The 15327-nt window shown below is 43.2% G+C and carries 15 protein-coding genes; 9 read left to right on the top strand and 6 right to left on the bottom strand.

Features of this window, described 5'->3' with window-relative positions; genetic code table 11:
• Positions 1–246 precede the first annotated feature (246 nt).
• Positions 247–1158: an N-acetylglucosamine kinase gene (gene nagK / locus VR7878_RS10080; protein ID WP_077335822.1), complete on the top strand. Its 912-nt coding sequence runs from the start codon at positions 247–249 to the stop codon at positions 1156–1158.
• A 57-nt stretch (positions 1159–1215) separates the two neighbouring features.
• Here nagK and mobB read toward each other — a convergent pair whose 3' ends face one another.
• Together mobB and mobA are read right to left on the bottom strand one after the other, a co-directional pair.
• Positions 1216–1764, bottom strand: coding sequence for a molybdopterin-guanine dinucleotide biosynthesis protein B (gene mobB, locus VR7878_RS10075; protein WP_077335820.1), 549 nt, complete (start codon positions 1762–1764; stop codon positions 1216–1218).
• A gap of 30 nt (positions 1765–1794) precedes the next feature.
• Positions 1795–2385, bottom strand: coding sequence for a molybdenum cofactor guanylyltransferase MobA (mobA, locus tag VR7878_RS10070; protein ID WP_077335818.1), 591 nt, complete (start codon positions 2383–2385; stop codon positions 1795–1797).
• A gap of 306 nt (positions 2386–2691) precedes the next feature.
• Between mobA and VR7878_RS10065 the strand changes: the two genes are divergently transcribed.
• The 5 genes from VR7878_RS10065 (at position 2692) to cobB (ending at position 8738) form a co-directional block, all read left to right on the top strand.
• Complete coding sequence (locus tag VR7878_RS10065) at positions 2692–4065, top strand: sigma-54-dependent transcriptional regulator (protein WP_077335816.1); 1374 nt, start codon at positions 2692–2694, stop codon at positions 4063–4065.
• A 229-nt stretch (positions 4066–4294) separates the two neighbouring features.
• Complete coding sequence (locus VR7878_RS10060) at positions 4295–4678, top strand: DUF3305 domain-containing protein (RefSeq protein ID WP_077335814.1); 384 nt, start codon at positions 4295–4297, stop codon at positions 4676–4678.
• 324 nt (positions 4679–5002) lie between these two features.
• Positions 5003–6223: an ammonium transporter gene (locus tag VR7878_RS10055; protein WP_077335846.1), complete on the top strand. Its 1221-nt coding sequence runs from the start codon at positions 5003–5005 to the stop codon at positions 6221–6223.
• A 288-nt stretch (positions 6224–6511) separates the two neighbouring features.
• The gene (locus VR7878_RS10050; protein WP_077335812.1) at positions 6512–7765 is read left to right on the top strand and encodes an aromatic amino acid transport family protein; all 1254 of its coding nucleotides are present in this window, start codon (positions 6512–6514) and stop codon (positions 7763–7765) included.
• A gap of 244 nt (positions 7766–8009) precedes the next feature.
• Positions 8010–8738, top strand: a complete 729-nt coding sequence (gene cobB, locus VR7878_RS10045) for a Sir2 family NAD+-dependent deacetylase (RefSeq protein WP_077335810.1) — start codon at positions 8010–8012, stop codon at positions 8736–8738.
• 103 nt (positions 8739–8841) lie between these two features.
• On the opposite strand, the gene VR7878_RS10040 is transcribed toward cobB, so the two are convergent.
• The 4 genes from VR7878_RS10040 to potA all read right to left on the bottom strand — a co-directional run bounded on the left by VR7878_RS10040 (position 8842) and on the right by potA (position 12791).
• Positions 8842–9882: an extracellular solute-binding protein gene (locus tag VR7878_RS10040; RefSeq protein ID WP_077335808.1), complete on the bottom strand. Its 1041-nt coding sequence runs from the start codon at positions 9880–9882 to the stop codon at positions 8842–8844.
• 160 nt (positions 9883–10042) lie between these two features.
• Positions 10043–10825, bottom strand: coding sequence for a spermidine/putrescine ABC transporter permease PotC (potC, locus tag VR7878_RS10035; protein WP_077335806.1), 783 nt, complete (start codon positions 10823–10825; stop codon positions 10043–10045).
• 3 nt (positions 10826–10828) lie between these two features.
• The gene (gene potB, locus VR7878_RS10030) at positions 10829–11680 is read right to left on the bottom strand and encodes a spermidine/putrescine ABC transporter permease PotB (RefSeq protein ID WP_370737082.1); all 852 of its coding nucleotides are present in this window, start codon (positions 11678–11680) and stop codon (positions 10829–10831) included.
• The gene (gene potA / locus VR7878_RS10025; RefSeq protein WP_077335802.1) at positions 11667–12791 is read right to left on the bottom strand and encodes a spermidine/putrescine ABC transporter ATP-binding protein PotA; all 1125 of its coding nucleotides are present in this window, start codon (positions 12789–12791) and stop codon (positions 11667–11669) included. The genes potB and potA overlap by 14 nt, the downstream gene beginning before the upstream one ends.
• A 307-nt stretch (positions 12792–13098) precedes the next feature.
• Between potA and VR7878_RS10020 the strand changes: the two genes are divergently transcribed.
• The 3 genes from VR7878_RS10020 to VR7878_RS10010 form a co-directional block, all read left to right on the top strand.
• Positions 13099–13890, top strand: a complete 792-nt coding sequence (locus VR7878_RS10020) for a hypothetical protein (protein WP_077335800.1) — start codon at positions 13099–13101, stop codon at positions 13888–13890.
• On the top strand, positions 13883–14704 hold the full coding sequence (locus VR7878_RS10015) for a glucosaminidase domain-containing protein (RefSeq protein ID WP_077335798.1): 822 nt from the start codon (positions 13883–13885) through the stop codon (positions 14702–14704). Before VR7878_RS10020 ends, VR7878_RS10015 begins: the two co-directional genes overlap by 8 nt.
• A gap of 167 nt (positions 14705–14871) precedes the next feature.
• On the top strand, positions 14872–15327 hold a 456-nt coding region (locus VR7878_RS10010; RefSeq protein WP_306345799.1), incomplete at its 3' end, for a tRNA 2-thiocytidine biosynthesis protein TtcA.

Below are 15327 nucleotides of genomic sequence, written 5' to 3'. Positions count from 1 at the left end.
TTGTTTGGCACCGATTCATTTCTGGATGTATCATATCCGCTTTGGATTCGCTCAAAGCTGTGCCACTATGCCTTTGTACCTTTGTACCTTTGTACCTTTGTACCTTTGTACTTGTAGCGAAATAGCGGCATCACATCCAAATCTTTATGGGCCTTGTCAATATAAAACAGCGATGCGGATGCATCTGCATTCACCCGTCAGGGAGCCCACCCAAAACCATCACAGTATTTACAGAAGGGATGCGAGATGTATTACGGCTTTGATATCGGTGGAACGAAAATTGAGTTTGGTGCATTCGATACGACATTAACCAGAGTTGCAACTGAACGGTTACCAACGCCACTGAAGGATTACGAACGGTTTGTCGAGGTTATCGTCGGGCAGGTTGAAAAATATGATCAAATTCTGGGATGTCTCGGTCACGTTGGTTTAGGGCTGCCGGGAACAGAACGAGTGGATGATGGCACGCTGTTGACGGCCAATATTCCCAGTGTGAATGGGCGTCGCCTACGTCAGGATTTGGAACAACGGCTCAAACGTCCCGTCCGGTTAGAAAATGATGCAAACTGTTTTATTTTATCTGAGGCATGGGATGACTCACTGCGGGATTGTCCTTCAGTTATGGGACTGATCCTCGGCACAGGATTCGGCGGCGGGCTCGTCTACCGTGGTGAAATTTTTTCCGGTAGGAATCATGTTGCGGGAGAAGTCGGACATATGCGAATCCCTATTGATGCATGGTTTTGGTTAGGGGATAACCCCCCGTTATTCCAATGCGGATGTGGTCAGCAGGGATGTTTAGAAAGTTATATTTCTGGCCGGGGATTTGAGGGGCTATATTGCCATCGATATGGTGTATCCAAACCGGCTGTCGAGATTATCGGGGATTTTCATACCGGCGATCCGACAGCAAGTGACTTTGTTGATTTTTTCATCGAACTTCTGGCGATTTGTCTCGGTAACCTGTTTACTGCCCATGATCCGCATACGGTTGTTCTCGGTGGTGGGTTATCCAATTTTGAACAGCTCTATCAGGATCTGCCTCAACGAATCAGACGCTATTTATTACCTATCGCACAGTGTCCGGAAATCAGGAGAGCAAAATATGGCGCCACCGGCGGGGTTCGGGGGGCCGCATTTTTAAATCTTCAACGCTGAGCATGGTTGTGTTGCGCTTGTGCGATTGTGACCCGCCTGATTTATTTCGGATTATATTCATGTGTGAGACTGAAAAGTCCGGACATACTGCATGATAAATTCAGCGATTTGAGAGATATCATTCAAATCCAGACAGGGCAGAGGGCAAGCGATAATCGGGTCGGTTGCTACCGCGATGATATCCGGGTCATCCGGATAGAGCCATGGTTTATTATCTAATTCGTGACGGTGTAACTCTATTTTAGGGAAACGCTGCTCCTTACATCCTTCAACCAGAATTAAATCCAGATTCTCTGAGTCAAACTGTCGGAGCAAATGATAAAAATCCGCCGGGTTCGATTTATCTGGAAATTCGGTGGTCAGAATCGCTCGCTCAGGCGTCGAAAGTAGTGTCTGACAAGCTCCCGCTTTACGGAGCCGGAAACTATCTTTTCCGGGTTTGTCCTGTTCTATGACATGGTGTGAATGTTTATAAACCCCCACGCGGATGCCTCGGTCTATAAGTACGGGAATTAATAATTCAAGCAGCGTTGTTTTCCCTGTGCCGGAAAAAGCGGCCAAGCCGAGTACAGGAATCGGCGGCAGTTTGTGTGAAAGATTCGTCATTGAGAGATACCTTGGCAGAGTGTTTGCGGCTCAGGAGGTCTGCAGATTTTGTGAATTGCACAGTTGTTCCGGGGTATTCACATTGATGAACATTGACTGAATATCGTGACAATCCACGGGACAGGCACCGGCTTGGTCAAAAAAGCGCATGACTTTGCGCTCACCTTGTTCTAAAAAATGTTCAAGCTGGCCGAGAACGGTGCGGTGGGCCAGTGCATAAACCGGTTGATATTTTTCACCATCATGAGCAACGTAAATCTTTGCATCGGTCTTAGTTGCCTGACAGAAGCGCTGAGCTAAATCAGGGCTGACATATGGGCCATCGCAGGGAAGAATGCCAACCCATTCTGTTTCTGCATGTTTTAAGGCGCTGTGTAACCCTGCCAGCGGCCCGGGATAGTCGGGATAGAGATCTTCAATAACGGGGGCATACTGCCGGTAAGCCGCTTGATTACGATTGGCACAGATCCAAAGCAAGGTCACTTGTGGTTGCAGCGCATCAATTACCCGCCGGATTAATGGCTGCCCCTGATAATCTAACAGCCCTTTATCATGGCCGCCCATCCGGGAAGATTGACCACCGGCAAGAATCACCCAAGTGATTTGATGTTCTTTGAGCATACTATATCTACTTCATACTGAGATAGGCATTCACTTTATCTCAACTACAATTTATCTCAACTACAATCTTTTTAGGGGCTGCATTGGTAATCCCGATACTTGAGTCGTGATGTGTATGAAGCGCGCCTTATTCGGCCACTTTTGAAATAAGATCACGGAACAATTGGATAAATGACATAGATTTGATAAATCATTGCGTGAAATGATGACAATAAGATCAAGGTAGGCGAGAATATTCCGTATATTATACTGAATAATAGATATCTTTACCTGAAAACGCTGATCATCTAGTCGAGAATCATATTTGTGAAATTACTGACCGAACGACAATTTCTGACATTTTCAGTCCTGATTATCAGCCGGGAGCCAGAAGTCCAGGTTCAGTTTGTCCGGGCATTATCTGGCTTGGTTTCCGGACTGGATACGGTCAGCAATCCACAGGATGATAGTAAGTTATTAGCGCTTTATGACCTGATTATTCTGGATGTAAACACATGTCAGCCCCATGAAATCACTCAAATTGCGTTATGTTTTGAAGGTGAAATCTTATTGCTGTTGAATGAGAATGAGCTCAAATCAGACTTTGTCCAAGGCCGCTATTATTTATTGCCCCCATTAAATAGCCAGCAGATTCAACAGGCAGTTAAGAGTGCCTTACAACGGTTGATTGAAACCCAGAAATACACGGTGCAGACACAGGTATTAAACCGATATCACCAGACAACCATTGTCGGAAATTCAGATAAAACGAAATTTCTCAAACAACAGATTATGCAGTATGCACCGTCAAAAGCCCCCATTTTAATCGAGGGAGAAGCCGGGACGGGCAAAGAGTTGGTTGCACGGGCGATTCATGAGGCGAGTGGGCGAGTCGGGCCTTTCGTCGTGGTAAATTGTGCGGATATACATTCGGATTCATTGGCGACAGAACGACTGTTTCATCACGGGGGATCATTGCGCCTTGCCAATCACGGTACGTTATTTTTAGATGGTATTGAAAATATCTCTGCTGACTTTCAATATATTTTGATTCAGTTACTTGAGGGGCGAACGGTGCAGTCACAAGGCGGCAGCTCATCGTATTTAATTGATGTTCGTTTAATTTCAGCAAGCACAAAAGGAATGCTCAATATTGTTAATGAGAATGGATTTTGCAGAGAATTGTATGAGCGTTTATCGGTATTAAAAATGAATGTTTCACCATTACGCGATAGATTAAGTGATTTAAGAGAATTATTCCCTTACTTAACCCGGCAGCTGTGTAAACAATTGTCACTACCTGTACCCACATGGTTAAATGAATACGATTTTTTCCAAGAAAAATATAACTGGCCGGGTAATATAAGAGAAGTTATTAATCTGATTGAGCGATGTTTAATTATAAATAAATCCCCCAATGATTATTGGCATGAATATATGATGCAGCCGTCACAATATGCATCTAAGGTGATGATTAGCGTTTCACATCATAGTGAAATTCCTGAAATTCAACCTTTCGGGTCACAAACACCGATGCGAGGTTACCCCAGTGATTGGAGCCTGCGAGAAATAGAAAAATCCCATATACAGAAAGTGGTTGATTTTTATCATGGTAATAAGTCCGCAGCAGCTCGCCAACTTGGTATCTCCCGTAAGACGCTAGACAGAAAATATAAAGAGTGGCAATCAGAATCTGATTAAGATCACTAAAACGTGTCATGTTATCTTTTTTACAATAAAAAATCCCACCAATACTTCACTCTTCTCTAAAAAATGAGACATCTGCTTATTTATTGATACGCTATTCTACCCTGATATTCGGATATTAAACCTTGTTTTTTACTTTGGTATTGCGATACCAACTATTGTAATAAATAAAAATGAATGACCGGATATTTAATGCCTGCTATTAAAAATAAGAGCGATAAAAATGTCATATTTAACAAAACCAACAAAGTCAGAAGTGACATGGCTAATTGAATGTCAGTTTATTGAGCATCAGATCACAACCGGTGCATGGATCACGATACAAAAGCAGTTAGTCGGGTTTGAACTGGTTCCTGAGCATGCCGCGGAAAATCTTGGTACATTACAACTTCACCGACGTGAAAAAAAAGACTATCGAAATAATCTAAAAGCGAAAGAACCCAAGCTTTATGCGATATTAAACCCAACCCCTCAAAGAGATATTCGAATGTTGACCGCTTCTCCACGGACGGCACGACAATTTATGGATCAAGAATATTTGGTTCTGTCAAACCGGATGCCGGATGAAGTCAGGGCATGGATAACGTCTTATATTAATAAGCGTTAGCCACTGATATCGAGAATTATTTCACTTAATCGAGTGCCCAATATTGATGCATAAATTCAATATTGGTGCACTCTCTTTGTGTCGCAAACATAACCACCTCGGTCTGCAATAGAGAATATGATTATTAATCAATTGGTTATGTTTATTTCTTTGTCGTTCATCCCCATTGTAAAAACTGGCACAGATACTGCTTAACTCGCTGCAAACTATTATTCTCCCCAAAATGGGGATTTTTCATTTTTATTAGCACTAAGTTAGGGCGCCAGATGAGAGACATGATTTTCTGGGATGCCCGGTGCAGTTGAATTGATGGAGAGAACGCGAATGGATCATAACTTAAGTCAAGTTCAGGGGGCGGTTCAGACCCTGACTCAAAGTTCAGATACACTGTTTTTATTGCTCGGGGCAATCATGGTTTTTTTGATGCACGCTGGCTTTGCTTTTTTAGAGGTCGGTACGGTCCGGAAGAAAAATCAGGTGAATGCCTTAGTAAAAATATTGGTTGATTTCGGTGTATCAACCATAGCCTATTTCTTCATTGGTTACTGGATTGCATACCATACGACTTTTTTCTCCGGTGCTGAAGTGCTGGCTGCCGGTAACGGTTATGCTTTGGTCAAGTTTTTCTTTCTGCTGACTTTTGCAGCAGCGATTCCTGCGATCGTTTCTGGTGGTATTGCTGAACGGGCTCGTTTTCATCCGATTATGATCGCCACCTTTTTTACGGTTGGTGTGATTTATCCGTTTTTCGAAGGGATGATCTGGAATGGAAACTTTCAATTCCAAAACTGGCTTGAAAGTCAGTTCGGTCATCCGTTTCATGATTTTGCCGGTTCAGTCGTCGTACATGCAGTGGGCGGATGGATTGCACTGGTCGCCGTGATCTTTCTGGGGATGAGAAAAGGGCGGATCCGAGCCGGGAAACATACTAACTTTGCTCCATCGAATATTCCGTTTCTCGCCTTAGGTGCTTGGATTCTCAGCGTGGGTTGGTTTGGTTTTAATGTGATGTCTGCGCAAAACCTTAATGGCATTAGCGGTCTTGTCGCAATGAACTCTCTTATGGCAATGGTCGGTGGTATTCTGGCTGCATTTATTGTCGGAAAAAACGACCCCGGATTTATTCATAACGGACCTTTGGCCGGTTTGGTTGCCGTGTGTGCCGGCTCGGATCTGATGCATCCTCTTGGTGCATTGGTCACAGGGGCTATCGCAGGTGTCCTGTTTGTTTGGGTGTTTACTTGGCTACAAAATAAAACCCATATTGATGATGTTTTAGGCGTGTGGCCGCTCCATGGTTTATGTGGTGCGTGGGGCGGTATTGCTGCCGGCATTTTTGGTCAGCAGTCATTCGGCGGTATTGGTGGTGTGAGCTTCATTGCTCAGTTGCTGGGAACAATCGCGGGTATTCTTGTGGCACTACTTGGCGCTCTGATTGTTTATGGCTCCTTGCAAAAAATTACAGGGCTGAGACTTTCCGAAGAAGAAGAATTTAATGGGGCGGATCTATCGATTCATAAAATTTCTACGATTAATGAAGAATAAACCGCAATGGTGAAAGCACGGGGTTCATCCCCGTGCATATTGGCCGATGTGAAAATTGATTTCATTGAAGCAACATATCCTCAACAACCTTCTTTCGCATCATTTTTTCTTATCCATATGATTAAAAATAATCATGTATAGCACGTAAAATTCGTGACCCGGATTGATTTTTGTTAAGCTTCTCTTCAAGTTCATTCACTTTCGTATTCCCAAAACTTCTCATTACTGGTCAAATATAACTGAAACTTATTTTTAGTATATTATTTTACCAATGATGAGAAACTTAACATGAATACAACAATATTAGTACAGAATAACAAATATTCATCTGGTAAATGGACTTACAAAGATTTTACATGGTGCCTCTCTCTGTTTGGAACAGCAGTCGGAGCAGGCGTACTTTTCCTGCCGATTAAAGCAGGTGCAGGCGGTTTTTGGCCTTTAGTCATTCTTGCTCTGATTGCTGCACCGATGACATGGTTTGCGCATAAAAGTCTGGCGCGTTTTGTTTTATCAGCCAAGCAGCCGGAATCCGATATTACAGATACGGTTGAGGAACATTTTGGTAAAACCGGAGCAAACTTGATTACGTTTGCTTATTTTTTCGCTATTTATCCGATTGTGTTAATTTACGGAGTGGGAATTACCAACACAGTGGATTCGTTTTTAGTGCATCAACTTGCGCTGCCCTCGATTCCCCGCTGGTTATTGTCGGGTGTATTGATTCTGACGATGACATGTGGGGTGGTATTTGGTAAAAACCTGATGCTGAAAGCCACTTCATTGATGGTTTATCCGCTGGTGTTAATCTTACTCGCATTATCGGTTTACCTGATTCCCGACTGGAATACATCCATGATGGAAGTTCAGCCGGATTGGTCCGGGATGCCGATGATCATTTGGCTGGCGATTCCGCTGATTGTTTTCTCGTTCAATCACAGCCCGATTATCAGCCAATTTACCAAAGAACAACGGCTAACTTACGGGGATGATGCCGCGCAAAAGACGGATATGATCACCGGTGGTGCTGCATTTATGCTGATGGCTTTTGTGATGTTTTTTGTCTTTTCAGTCGTTTTGTCACTTTCACCTGAGCAACTCGCGATTGCAAAAGCGCAAAATATTTCGGTTTTGTCTTATCTGGCGAATGAACATGATTCAGCGTTGATCTCTTATTTGGGGCCGATTGTGGCGTTTGCTGCAATTACATCCAGCTATTTCGGTCACTTTCTCGGTGCGCATGAAGGGTTGGTCGGACTAATTAAATCCCGCAGCAACATGGCGGTGAATACAATTGAGAAAGCTTCTCTGATTTTTATTGTATTAACGACTTGGATCGTTGCCATTATTAATCCGAGCATCTTAGGTATGATTGAAACAATGGGCGCACCAATGATTGCCGCTATTTTGTTCATTATGCCAGTTTACGCCATGAGACGTGTCGGAGCGATGAAGACACTCAGAACCTCTGTGCCGGTACAAATTTTTACAGTGATCTGTGGGTTGGCAGCGATCACTTCGGTCATTTGTGGCGCTTTATAGAACTGACGAACTTCAGAGCGATTGGTGAATTCCAGAATCATTGACGAATCCGCTGACATTTTCACCCCCACAGGAGATGAAACCTGTGGGGGTTTTGTTTTTTGATTGATAATTGAAAGTATGACAGTGGTTTTGCTGCATAATAAGACTTTATGTCGTGGAGCGAGGTATACCATGGTCTATTTTTTTCTGCAAAAAAGATCAGGTATATTAAAGTCAAAAGATGAAAGCATAAGGATATGACATGCACTATCCATATCGTAATATAGTTATCCTCACCGGCGCCGGTATTTCCGCGGAATCAGGGATTCAAACGTTCAGAGCTCAGGATGGCCTTTGGGAAAATCACAGCATCGAAGATGTGGCGACCCCCGAAGGGTTTGAACGCAACCCGGAACTGGTGCAGAATTTTTATAACCAACGACGGCGAAAGCTTCTTTCTGCATCGATTCAACCGAACTTAGCCCATCTCGCTTTAGGTAAACTTGAAGCAGAACTCGATGGCCAGGTCACCGTTATTACACAAAATATCGATAATTTGCATGAACGTGGCGGCAGTAAAAATGTGATTCACATGCATGGCGAGTTGTTGAAAGCACGTTGCTGCGAGTCTCAACAAGTAATTGACCAGACAGATGATCTGCATATGGGAGATCTTTGTCATTGCTGTCAGATACCTTCTCAGTTACGCCCGCATATTGTGTGGTTTGGTGAAATGCCACTGAGAATGGGGGACATCTATACCGCACTTGAACAAGCTGATTTATTTATTTCCATTGGCACTTCCGGAGTAGTTTATCCTGCGGCTGGTTTTGTCCACGATGCGAAAATGCATGGTGCTCATACGATAGAAATCAATCTTGAACCCAGTGCCGTTGAAAGTGAATTTGTCGAAAAACGTTATGGTAAAGCTAGTGTTGAAGTGCCGAAACTGGTCGATGAATTGCTTGCGTCTGATGAGGGTATTGGCTGAAGGGGATGTCCGGTTTTATCGCAGTTAATCAAGCATAAAAAAAGTGGCTAAAGCCACTTTTTTTATTGGGAAGACAGTGTCGTTCCGAAGCGGGCGACAGCTCCTAGTTACTGACTTTCAGTTTTTGGAAATATGATTCGTACAAATGGTTGGCATCACCGACTTCATCTTGCCAAACACCGCTGTCCATCACGGATTGAGGCGGGAAGATGTTCGGATCATTGGCGAATTGACTTGGCAATAGTTTATAGGCCGCCTTCACCGGCGTCGGATAACCAATTTCCAGCGCAATTTTGGCTGCATTTTCAGGGCGAAGCAGGAAATCAATCATCTTATGCGCGGCTTGAACATGTTTGGCACCGGAAGGAATAGCCAGACTGTCCATCCAGAAAATCGTCCCTTTTTCCGGCCAGACGATATCAATGGGTGCACCTTCTTGCCGGGCCATATAAGCAGAACCATTCCACAGCATTCCCAGAGAAACTTCACCGGCAATATATGGATTGGCCGGAAAATCAGAGTTAAAAACCAGTACATTCGGCACGAGTGATTTCAATGCTTCATAAGCTGCTTTAATCTCGTCAGGATTGGTGGTATTCGGCGAGTAGCCTAATTTTGTCAGTGCAATATGAAAAACTTCACGAGCATCATCCATCAGCAAGAGCTGTCCCTTCCATTGGGGATCCCATAAATCGTCCCAGCGATGGAGCGATGATTTATTGACCAGATCGGTATTGACCCCGATCCCTGTTGCTCCCCAGATGTAGGGAATGGAGTAGTTGTTATTGGGATCAAACGACTTGTTGAGATAGTTGGGATCCAGACCGTCGAAGTGAGAGAGCATAGATTTATCAATCGGTTGCAACATGCCTTCTTTACGCATTTTGGAGACAAAGTAAGTAGATGGTACGACTAAATCATACCCTGATCCCTGAGTCTTCAGCTTCGCGTACATGGTTTCATTCGATTCGTACGTTGAATAAATCACTTTAATTCCGGTTTCTTTGGTAAATTCCTGAAGGATTTCACTCGGAATATATTCAGACCAATTATAGAAATAGAGCGTCTGATCATCATCAGCCATACTGTATCCGGAAAATAGTGCTGTCATAGACAAGACACCTGCAAATAATTTATTTTTCATTGTTGCTGTGAATCCCTGTTAATCATGGTAAATTTAAATTACACCGGAGGAAAAGATATTATCCGACTGTGCAATAATAGATTCTAAAACGGTTGATTATAACAAATAAATTTCTCTTAAATCTGCAAAAAATAAACCGTTTCTTATTTATGTGACAATCTTATTTTGGGTTTAATTGGAGTTTATCTCTCCCGATATAATGAGAAATAACAACCAATATAAATGATATCAGTAGCATTACTGTTGCCAGAGCATTGACTTCAGGAGAAATACCGACTTTCACCATAGAGTATATTTTTAAAGGGAGAATTTCATAACTCGGTCCCGTCACAAATGAGCTGATAATGACATCGTCCAGTGAGAGGGTGAAGCTGATCAACCAGCCAGAGGCAATCGCCGGTTTAGCAAGCGGGAAAATAATTTTATACAAAATCACCCATTCTTTAGCTCCCAGATCTCGAGCCGCTTCCAACATTTTGACATCAAAACCATTAAGGCGCGTATAGACAGTAACCACGACAAAAGGCAGACAAAATGTAATATGCGAAAAAAATAACGTCAGAAAACCAAGATGAACACCAAGCACAAGAAAGAGGGCCAACAGAGAAATAGCCATCACGATATCCGGTGACATCATGACGACAAATAACATCCCGTTGACGAGGGGCTTGCCTCTAAATCGATAACGAAACAGGGCCACAGCCGTTAAACTACCGATGATTGTTGCCGTTGTTGCTGAAAACACTGCGACATTCAAAGAGTGCCATGCTGCCTGCATCAGACTGTCATTTTCTATCAGTGAGTGATACCACTTAATTGAGAAACCATCCCATCTCATACCAAATTTATTGGCATTGAATGAATTGACGATCAAAACAAGAATCGGTAAGTACAGAAAACTATATACGATCGCCATCAGACTAAAACGAAATGCTTTTGTCATGAGTTAAAGTTCCATCTTTCTGTTTAACAGACGGCCTGTTTTATAATAAACATAAAGTAACAGTGCCATGACTAATGTGAGTGCGATGCTGGTTGCGGCGCCGGCTGGCCAGTCTCTCGCATTGAGTATCTGACTCTTGATAATATTACCGATCAACGGGTTTTTCGCACCGCCCAATAAGTCAGAAATATAAAACATACCCAGTGCGGGTAATAAGACTAATAAACAGCCACCGATAATTCCCGGCATAGTGAGTGGGATAATAATTTTAATTAACGTCTGAAATTTATTTGCACCGAGATCTTGTGCCGCTTCCACATAGGCGTAATCCAGTTTTTCGAAGGCGGAGTAAAGCGGCAGAATCATAAAAGGGAGCAGAATATAGACGAGCCCGATCATAACGGCAATTTCGGTATACATAACTCGAAATGGGGTATCAATCATCCCTAAGGCAAGCAGGGACTTATTTAAAATACCATTAGTACCCATGACGATTTTCAGACCATAGGTTCGAATCAGTGAGTTGGTCCAAAAGGGGACAATCACCAGAAATAGCAGAAAAGGGCGTCGGGACGCCGGCATTTTTGCAATGACAAATGCAAAAGGATAGCCAATCAACAAGCACAGCAGGGTTGCGATTCCGGCCATATAAAATGAGTGCGCGAGCACTTTGATATAGAGCGGATCAATCAGACTGCTATAGTTTTCCCACGTGAAGGTAAAATTGATTAGATTGGTTTCATCTCTGGTGAGAAAACTCGTCCCTATTACCATCACGTTCGGGATGAAAACAAAGAGCAGTAGCCAACTGACAATCAAATAGATAATTGCTTGGCGGAGACTAATTCGGGGCATTTTCATCCAGAACGACCTCCCAACTTTCAACCCAAGTGAGCGCAACTTTTTGCCCGAGCGAGTGATCGACATCAGGGTCATCTTCGTTGAAAAACTCACTGACCATGATGCGTCGGCCGGATGGTAATTCAACAACCGAATCCAGCGTCATTCCTTTGTAGGTTCGATCAATCACATGTCCGGTAATGCCTTCGCTTTCAGTTTCTTTTACTTCTTTGAGACGAATATCTTCAGGGCGTAATAAGACCTGAAGCCGCTGACCGGCAACAATCGGTTTGTCGAAGTAAATGATCGCATCTTTCCCTTCGATCGAAACAAGAATCCGTTTGTCATCCACGTTTTTGATCGTTACCGCTTCAAAGACATTGATTTCACCGATAAAACGGGCGACGAAGAGGTTTTTCGGATCTTCATAAATTGCTTTCGGTGTACCGTCTTGTTCGATATAACCATCTCTCATGACAATGATTCGATCTGACATCGACAATGCTTCTTCTTGATCATGAGTGACAAAAATAAACGTAATCCCCAATTGGCGCTGAAGTTGTTTGAGCTCGATCTGCATTTGTTGCCGCAGTTTATAATCGAGTGCCGATAGTGACTCGTCCAGCAGCAGCACTTTCGGTTTATTGACCATTGCCCGGGCAATGGCAACCCGTTGTTGCTGTCCACCGGACAACTGGTGAGGTTTACGGGCGGCATAATCGTCTAATCGCACCATTTTCAGAACTTCTAATACTCTGGTGTGAATATCCGCTGACGGCACTTTACGCATTCTCAAACCAAAAGCGACATTGTCAAAGACCGTCATATGCGGGAAGAGGGCATAACTTTGAAAAACGGTATTGACGTTACGATATTCTGCCGGAATGGCGGTTACATCCTGTCCGTCGAGAAAAATATTCCCCTGATCGGCTGATTCAAATCCTGCAATCATTCTCAGGATAGTTGTTTTACCGCATCCTGAGGGGCCGAGGATAGTTAAAAATTCACCGTGATTCACTTGTAATGAAAAGTCATTAATGATTTTTTTCCCGTCGTAACTCTTACTCATTCCTACCAGAGAAACCACGGGAGATTCATGTGGTTGTGATGCGTTCAATGTTTCCATTTCTCCATTGAAAGGCTGAGACTGTCAGCGTCGATTAAGGTATGCCTCGTGGCGCTCCATGCTATTCGCTGCATCATAATATTCACTCATTTGAAGTCAATCCAATTTTCGAGGCTGAGCGGTGAATTTTTATTACAGTGTAGTCACGCTAGCCGAATGATGAGTGAAATCCACCCCGGAGGCGGCATTTTCATCAAATGAATAAAAAAAGTTACATCTATGCAATTTCGGGTTGAAATCAATTTCAGTATAATGCCCCCTTCGTTGTGGATATGGTGGTCGGAATTTCAGCCATCCAAGAGGTAGCATGAGTCAGAAATTTGAAAAAGAGTTTAATTTAGGGGGAAGCTTAGAAAAAGCTTTGACTGGCGATTATCAACTGAAAGTTGGTGCAATTCTCAGAGAAGGGGCATCTTGTACAGTTAAGCACTTCTGGTCCTTTACCCCGGCCATATTTATTTTGCTCGCAGTACAACTCATCATTTTCTACATTGTTCTGAAACTTCAGCTCCCGGATTTGGATGCTATTTTGGCAAGTGTACAGAATCCGGAGCAAATCGATCCCCGTTTGGTACAGGCATTTTTTATCGCTGTATTTAGTTTTGAAGTGGTTAGCGCGCCGATCTACGCGGGAGCCAGCCTCATGGCGATGAGTCATGCTGCCGGCTTAAAAACTCAGACCCGGCATATTACGAAAGGATTGCAATTCACTGTTTCCGTAATTCTGGCAACGTTAATTATGCTCGTAGCTCAGTCTGTCCTCGGGCAGCTTTTCTGGCTCCTTTCCATGTATGCTTCGGTCGCATTCAGTCATACGATCCTGTTGATTTGTGAGAAACGTTTACCCATTTTTAAAGCATTATTGATCTCACTGAAAGCCACCAACAAAAAAATTCTGCCGCTCACCGGTATCTATTTTATTCTGATGATGCTGACCGGGTTTGCGATTATTTTTTACGGAATTGGTTTTATTTTTGTCTTGCCGTTCTTCTTGCATGTGAAAGGAATCTTATATCGAAACATGTTTGGTATTCGACTGACAATTGTTTCAACATCAGACTCAGACAATGATCAGCAAAGTAAGGTTTTCAATGCGTAAACTGATTTATTTCTTTTTTTCCGTCGTCGTACTTATTCTTGTCAGTTGTACTTATTATCAGCTACATATAGAAGAGAGCCGCTCAACGATTGAAGACAAAGAACCTCAAGGTATTCCTGTTGCGAAAGCACCGGATTTCAAAGCGTTTAAACGCATCGAACAGAAAAAACGCGCTTTTTTTGACTACCTCAGACCGGGGATCGAATATGAGAATAGCAGAACCCGGAAAGAGCGCGAGTTTTTGCTAAACAGTAAAGCGGACATTGAATCGGGGTCGTTGTCTCAGGCTGAAGTCGAGCAACTGGGTGAACTCAGTATGCTTTATTCAGTTAAAATTCCCGTGGAAGGCCCCGATGCGGAGTGGCTGGATAAAATGCTGCATAAAGTCGATGTGTTACCGGAAGCGTTGGTTTTAATTCAGGCGGCTAATGAGTCTGCTTGGGGAACATCCCGCTTTGCCAAAGATGCCAATAATTATTTTGGTCAATGGTGTTATCAAAAAGGTTGTGGATTGGTGCCACTTGCCAGAGGGGAAGGAATGGCACATGAAGTGGCAAAATTTAAATCCGTACAACAGTCCATTCATCGGTATTTTGTCAATATTAACCGTAACTTAGCTTACCGTAAACTACGTGAAATTCGCTATCAGCTTCGCGCTGAAGGTAAGGATCTTTCATCACCAGAGAGTGCAATGCAATTAACCAATGGATTGACCAAATACTCCGAGCGAGGGATGGCCTATGTCAAATCCCTTCAGGCCATGATTCGCCATAATCAGCAATATTTACAAGATGATGCGGTTGCCGCTAAATAATATCATTTGACCGAGCCATTCGGCTCGGTTTTATTGTTTTCGTCAGCGTGGCATTTCAAGATAACCAGATATATTTCAACCCGCGTGAAAAATCCGTATAATCCCCGCCTTACAGAGAACCTAGCAGCAATCTACAGTCAGAATAATCGACAGTGTGAGAAGTCGTCATGAATCAAAAAGATACCAGAAAAGAAACCCTTGAGTTCAATAAACTCCAGAAGCGTCTGCGCAGAAATGTTGGCAATGCCATTATCGATTACAGCATGATTGAAGAAAACGATGTTGTGATGGCTTGTATCAGTGGCGGCAAAGATTCATTTGCGATGTTAGATATTCTGTTGAATCTGCAAAAAGCTGCACCGATTCGATTTGAGGTGGTCGCCGTCAACCTCGATCAAAAACAACCTGGTTTTCCCGAACATGTATTACCGCAGTATTTTGAGAGTTTGAACATCCCCTATTATATTGTGGATAAGGATACCTATTCAGTCGTTAAAGAAAAAATACCGGAAGGGAAGACGACATGTGGACTGTGCTCTCGGTTACGTCGCGGGACATTATATTCATTTGCGGAGAAAATCGGGGCGACAAAAATTGCGCTTGGCCATCATTTGGATGATATC

This window comes from Vibrio ruber DSM 16370, from assembly GCF_900163965.1.
In the GTDB taxonomy this organism is placed as follows: Bacteria; Pseudomonadota; Gammaproteobacteria; order Enterobacterales; family Vibrionaceae; genus Vibrio; species Vibrio ruber.
This window is presented reverse-complemented; position numbering and strand designations above follow the sequence as displayed.

Bases quoted from the DNA above. Each gene is read 5' to 3' on its own strand.
- mobA (WP_077335818.1), bottom strand. From the start codon at position 2,385: ATGCTCAAAGAACATCAAATCACTTGGGTGATTCTTGCCGGTGGTCAA.
- VR7878_RS10015 (WP_077335798.1), top strand. From the start codon at position 13,883: ATGCGTAAACTGATTTATTTCTTTTTTTCCGTCGTCGTACTTATTCTT.
- VR7878_RS10060 (WP_077335814.1), top strand. From the start codon at position 4,295: ATGTCATATTTAACAAAACCAACAAAGTCAGAAGTGACATGGCTAATT.
- VR7878_RS10055 (WP_077335846.1), top strand. From the start codon at position 5,003: ATGGATCATAACTTAAGTCAAGTTCAGGGGGCGGTTCAGACCCTGACT.
- VR7878_RS10020 (WP_077335800.1), top strand. From the start codon at position 13,099: ATGAGTCAGAAATTTGAAAAAGAGTTTAATTTAGGGGGAAGCTTAGAA.
- VR7878_RS10040 (WP_077335808.1), bottom strand. From the start codon at position 9,882: ATGAAAAATAAATTATTTGCAGGTGTCTTGTCTATGACAGCACTATTT.
- potB (WP_370737082.1), bottom strand. From the start codon at position 11,680: ATGCCCCGAATTAGTCTCCGCCAAGCAATTATCTATTTGATTGTCAGT.
- VR7878_RS10050 (WP_077335812.1), top strand. From the start codon at position 6,512: ATGAATACAACAATATTAGTACAGAATAACAAATATTCATCTGGTAAA.
- nagK (WP_077335822.1), top strand. From the start codon at position 247: ATGTATTACGGCTTTGATATCGGTGGAACGAAAATTGAGTTTGGTGCA.
- cobB (WP_077335810.1), top strand. From the start codon at position 8,010: ATGCACTATCCATATCGTAATATAGTTATCCTCACCGGCGCCGGTATT.
- potC (WP_077335806.1), bottom strand. From the start codon at position 10,825: ATGACAAAAGCATTTCGTTTTAGTCTGATGGCGATCGTATATAGTTTT.
- potA (WP_077335802.1), bottom strand. From the start codon at position 12,791: ATGGAAACATTGAACGCATCACAACCACATGAATCTCCCGTGGTTTCT.
- mobB (WP_077335820.1), bottom strand. From the start codon at position 1,764: ATGACGAATCTTTCACACAAACTGCCGCCGATTCCTGTACTCGGCTTG.